This window comes from Bacillus sp. P4_D3, from assembly GCF_056401855.1.
Map to the genome: position 1 here is coordinate 1 of NZ_JBFUIN010000341.1, position 3,413 is coordinate 3,413.

5 protein-coding genes are annotated in these 3,413 nt (G+C 32.0%); 1 reads left to right on the forward strand and 4 read right to left on the reverse strand.

All coding sequences use genetic code 11. The features are described 5' to 3' along the window. Positions 1 to 127: 127 nt before the first annotated feature. Positions 128 to 652: a DinB family protein gene (locus AC1DTM_RS20660; protein WP_002157908.1), complete on the reverse strand. Its 525-nt coding sequence runs from the start codon at positions 650 to 652 to the stop codon at positions 128 to 130. 14 nt (positions 653 to 666) lie between these two features. Then, positions 667 to 1,434: a DUF3891 family protein gene (locus tag AC1DTM_RS20665; RefSeq protein ID WP_002157909.1), complete on the reverse strand. Its 768-nt coding sequence runs from the start codon at positions 1,432 to 1,434 to the stop codon at positions 667 to 669. Positions 1,435 to 1,638: 204 nt separating this feature from the next. Between AC1DTM_RS20665 and AC1DTM_RS20670 the strand changes: the two genes are divergently transcribed. Next, entirely contained in the window at positions 1,639 to 1,911 is a 273-nt protein-coding gene (locus AC1DTM_RS20670) for an HU family DNA-binding protein (RefSeq protein WP_002157910.1), read from the forward strand. A 45-nt stretch (positions 1,912 to 1,956) separates the two neighbouring features. On the opposite strand, the gene AC1DTM_RS20675 is transcribed toward AC1DTM_RS20670, so the two are convergent. Next, positions 1,957 to 2,499, reverse strand: coding sequence for a chorismate pyruvate-lyase family protein (locus tag AC1DTM_RS20675; RefSeq protein WP_016104792.1), 543 nt, complete (start codon positions 2,497 to 2,499; stop codon positions 1,957 to 1,959). A gap of 29 nt (positions 2,500 to 2,528) precedes the next feature. Beyond that, on the reverse strand, positions 2,529 to 3,284 hold the full coding sequence (gene sfp, locus AC1DTM_RS20680) for a 4'-phosphopantetheinyl transferase Sfp (RefSeq protein ID WP_088078515.1): 756 nt from the start codon (positions 3,282 to 3,284) through the stop codon (positions 2,529 to 2,531). Positions 3,285 to 3,413: the final 129 nt, after the last annotated feature.

Sequence of the window (3,413 nt, forward strand, 5' to 3'; positions counted from 1 at the left end):
GAATATGCCTTCATGATTAACATAAATAACGCTTTCTTTAAACAGTATAACTTTATTTTAAAGCCACAGTTAATCTATCAAAAAAAGAATGACTCATATATAATGAGCATTCCTTTTTCAAACTATATTATTCCCCATCCTTCTGAACCATATGTAAATAAAGTACAAAATCCATCATAGTCGAGGAATGACCAAGTTGACGAATCATCGCTGTTATATTCCCTCTATGATATGTACCATGATTTACGACGTGTTGTACTAGCTCTAAAATTGAAGTTTCTAATTTCCCTACATAAGGGTTCTCAATAACAAATACAGCATTTACTTCTTTTAGTGTACTTAGAAATTCTTTATACTGATTGGCCATATTTATAAACATTTTTTCTAATTCATGTAACGACTTTGCTTCGACTTGTTTTTGTAGTTTTTCACGATCTTGTATTGCCTCACTCATACTTTTACCATGTAATATGTGTAACCATACGTGATCAGTAATATAAATATGTGCAAAAGTATCCTTAATTGATGGAAATACACTCTGAACCTTTTCGTTGAAGATTATCTCATAATTTGGTAGCTCTTTTAATCGATTGAATAAGCGTGTATTAGCCCATACATGATAATCAAACTGTTTTAACATGTAATCTTTCAATTTACATCGCCTCCTTATTGTATGAAACGAATGTTTTGTTTCTTCATTTCCGATTCTCTATCAGCTTTTACAATCCCTTTTTCATTAATTTCATGTTTATTTATAGTTTTATATTTTACGTACGTATGAAATTCCGTTTTAAATGGAAACGGTGTAATTCGAATTGTTTCTTCATCCACCCAATCAGCTCGAATAGGTTTCTCATCCTTACTATTAAAGATTTCTGTTCCTTCAAAACCATCTTTAAACAAATCAATTTCATTTTTCTTTTTTACACCAGGCTTATTCATGCATACATATAAAGAAAGTTCATCACAAAACTTTAATAATCTATAATGTTTATCGAACATCGCAAATTGTTCTTTTGTTAACGTTTTCAATATTCTTTTTTGTCGTTCCAATTCCCCTGTATAAAATGACATCATCTCTTCGTCTTCCTCATTTAATGGAAACGATAAAAAATGTTTACTACAAAGTAACGCCCCGTATGGATTTGACTCTTCAATTGCATTCAAACCAATCGTATAAAAAACAAAGCGTAATGAACTTGGACAATCCATAAATGTATATGGAATATTTTTAGCATCATTCAAAATTGGTACTTTATCAAGCTCTATCCATCCTCTATCATGTTCGTATATTGCATCAATTGTCTCTTTTAAGTATGTTTTATCTTCAAAAATATCTTCTTTTATATGGCTTGCAATCTCACCAGCTAAAAAACCATGATCATGTTGACGAATTAATATACTTTCTTTCTCATTCTTTTCACGAAAAATCATCCTTATACTCCCCCCTCATCTTCATATTATAGCTTGTCGTATGCATCAATTCTTAATAAATCCCTTTAATTTGCAGGGATTCAGTTTCTTTCAACGAAATTAACATAAATATACAGCATTCTTTCTAATCACAAAGTTAGCTTTATCTTTACTAACCATTATACTAAAACATTCATTCTAAAAAATTTTTTATGAGGTGAAAACATGAACAAAACAGAATTAATTAAAAACGTGGCACAATCAGCTGATATTTCTCAAAAGGAAGCTTCTGCAGCTGTACAATCCGTATTTGACACAATTGCTACTGCATTACAATCTGGCGATAAAGTTCAACTAATCGGCTTTGGAACTTTTGAAGTGCGTGAAAGATCTGCTCGTACAGGGCGTAATCCGCAAACTGGAGAAGAAATTCAGATTGCTGCTGGTAAAGTTCCAGCATTTAAAGCAGGTAAAGAGTTAAAAGAAGCGGTTAAATAAACAAAAAAACCAGCCATTTTGTAGGCTGGTTTTTTTGTTTATTTCTTATTTAAGTAGTTCCTTTATATTCTCTGCATGATACACTTCACAAATATAAAATATACATTTGCAGTTCCTTACAATTTGATATTTTCTAGTTGGATAAACATTCGCTGAAACAGAACATCCATCAAACAATTCAATAATATTTCCAGATGGCTGATATCCTTCATATAATACGTTTCTTCTTACTTCCATCTTTTCTATAAGTTTTTCAACTGGAATATTTCCATCCTCTAATTTTTGCTTTATAGTATGTGGTAAAAACGAAGTGTCTGCAAAAATTAGATTTTCAGATAACACCTTACCTTTATAACTAACATTAGATACGCGGTAAAGAAATGTTCCGTTTTTATCAAAGAAATTTTTTGCTTCTTTCGGAATGTACTGTCTATCAATTACCTCTTGTTCTAGAACATCAAATTGAACTGTATCATTCAAAAGCTTTTCTAAAGCAAGAATAGATGATGTATCTCCAGAAAATAAAATATTTTTAATTGCTTGTACATTATAAGTTAATTCGCTTTTTCTATTTTCCGCCACTAACATGAGGAACACCTCTTCTATAAAATATTTTATTAAATTGATTTATAATTTAATAGCGATACCGCGTCTAACTGCATAATTTCAGTTACTTCTTTACTAAATATTGCAATGGAAGCCATATAATCTAAACTAGGTCTTACATCTTCCATCACTGTATTTTCTGCTAACTCTTGTCTATCCTTAAAAATTAACAATTCGGGAGGGTCATTTGGAGCTGATACTGTAATTTCTACTGGTGGAATCAATAGTCCTTCACCTGTCGCTTTCAGCACTGCTTCTTTTCGAGTCCAATATGTTAAAAATCCTTCTAGTCGCTGTTCATCAGGTAATTTCATAACTTGTGCTATTTCAATGTCTGTTAATACGCCCTCTGCCATTTTCATAACATCTATATTTGGATTCATTTGTTCAACATCAACACCAACAGGTGCAGATTCTGTAAATGCCACGATAACCCACTCACCCGAATGGGAAACGGATATTTGCGGCATACCTTCTGGTAATTGAGGTCTACCGTGTTGTAACTTACATACCGGGCACATTCGATCAATCGGTACTTGAACTGGCGACATAGAAAGTATCTTTCCAAGAACTAACCTACTAATTACACAACCTATTATAAAACGTGCACGATCTGCCGAATGATGATATGAATTTGCTTTCTCTCGCTCTACATCATTTAGTAAATTGTAATGCCATGATTGTAAATCTGAAATTCTCGCCCACCATATTTGACAACTATTCTCATTAAGAGTTGGTACAGAATCTACAACTTTACTCTCTATCATGTAAACTCTCTCCTTTTAAATACCAATATCACTTTATTTCAAAAGAGTATTGGCATGCTGCAACTCATTCATTTACGACTTCTTTCTTTTTTTGTAATACAGATACCGGCTTTTTATTCTTCTTTGACA

Coding starts and splice junctions, on each gene's coding strand:
- AC1DTM_RS20665 (WP_002157909.1), bottom strand. CDS start 1,434: ATGATTTTTCGTGAAAAGAATGAGAAAGAAAGTATATTAATTCGTCAA.
- AC1DTM_RS20670 (WP_002157910.1), top strand. CDS start 1,639: ATGAACAAAACAGAATTAATTAAAAACGTGGCACAATCAGCTGATATT.
- AC1DTM_RS20675 (WP_016104792.1), bottom strand. CDS start 2,499: ATGTTAGTGGCGGAAAATAGAAAAAGCGAATTAACTTATAATGTACAA.
- sfp (WP_088078515.1), bottom strand. CDS start 3,284: ATGATAGAGAGTAAAGTTGTAGATTCTGTACCAACTCTTAATGAGAAT.